Below are 1,291 nucleotides of genomic sequence, written 5' to 3' on the forward strand. Positions count from 1 at the left end.
CACAAGAGCTTCGTGCGCAAGGATGGCGACGACCAAGACGATGACGCCGGCGGCAGCTTCAAAGGTCGCAAGCGCAGCAACGAGACACACGAATCCAATTTCCGACTGCGTCGAGAGCGTCAATAGCCGCTCTCGCAACCACACTTCGAAGCTGTCCAGTAGGGGCCGGGACCTCCTTTGCTGCCGCACCTGTTGAAGTTCGAGCCCGAGCCAGGCAGTGGCTCCAGATTCGCCGGCGCCATTACGCCGGTGATTCCCTGGCGCCATTACGCCGAAGATCTGGTGGCGCCAATACGCCGGCGACGGATTGGCTCCATCATGCCGGCGATTCACATTCAGCATGTAGTTGATGGCTTTGGTCGTCCATTACGGCGGCGATCTCCTTTCATTGACCGCTACGCTTCCGGCTTTTGGCCGGAAGGGAGCATGAACAGAAGGTTCGAGATGTTTCATTACCGACAGGTCCTGGTGCGGATGCGCCAGGGCGATTCTGACCGGGACATCGCCCGATCCAAGACGATGGGGCGGCGCAAGCTGTCCCAGGTCCGAGAGACCGCGAGCAACCGGGGCTGGCTAGGTCCCGACACCCCGTTGCCCACCGACGCGGAGCTGGCCGAGGTCTTCGGCCGCGACAGCATGGCAGCACCGTTGCCCCCCAGTTGCGTGTCGCCGCTGGAAGCCTGGCGCGAACAGATTGTGCAGTGGCACGCGGCCGGCATTCAGGGCACGACGATCCTCAGCGCCCTCGAGCGCAACCATGGTTACTGCGGTAGCACGTCGTCCATTTACCGGTTCCTCAAGCAAATCAAGGAATCTGAGGTACCGGAAGTCCCCATGCGGCTAGAGTTCAAGCCGGCTGAGGCCGCGCAGATTGACTTTGGCGCCGGCCCGACGCTCACCGATGTGTATACCGGCGAGATCCACAAGACCTGGTACTTTGTCATGACGCTTTGCTGGTCCCGGCACCAGTACGTCGAGATCGTGCGCGACCAGACCATTGCCACCTGGCTGCAGTGTCACCGACATGCCTTCGAATGGTTTCATGGGGTGCCGGTGCGGCTCATCATCGATAACCCCAAGTGCGCCATCACCAGGGCCTGCATCTACGAACCGGAAGTTCAGCGGGCCTACGCGCAATGTGCCGAGGGCTATGGCTTCCGCATTGACCCCTGTCCGCCACGGGACCCACAGAAAAAGGGTTCATCGAGGAATTCCGGGGAAGGCTGCGCGGATTTTGAGGAAGAAGTATTCCTCGTCGCGATAGCCGTACGCGCGGCGCTTGATGACCTTG

The 1,291-nt window shown here is 61.2% G+C and carries 1 pseudogene; it reads left to right on the forward strand.

Annotated elements, in window-relative coordinates:
* Window positions 1–444: 444 nt before the first annotated feature.
* Window positions 445–1,200: pseudogene (gene istA, locus A3AG_RS30890) on the forward strand (IS21 family transposase); the annotation flags it as partial.
* Window positions 1,201–1,291: the final 91 nt, after the last annotated feature.

Origin of the sequence: Cupriavidus neocaledonicus (assembly GCF_000372525.1) — a bacterium.
GTDB classification, from domain to species: Bacteria; Pseudomonadota; Gammaproteobacteria; order Burkholderiales; family Burkholderiaceae; genus Cupriavidus; species Cupriavidus neocaledonicus.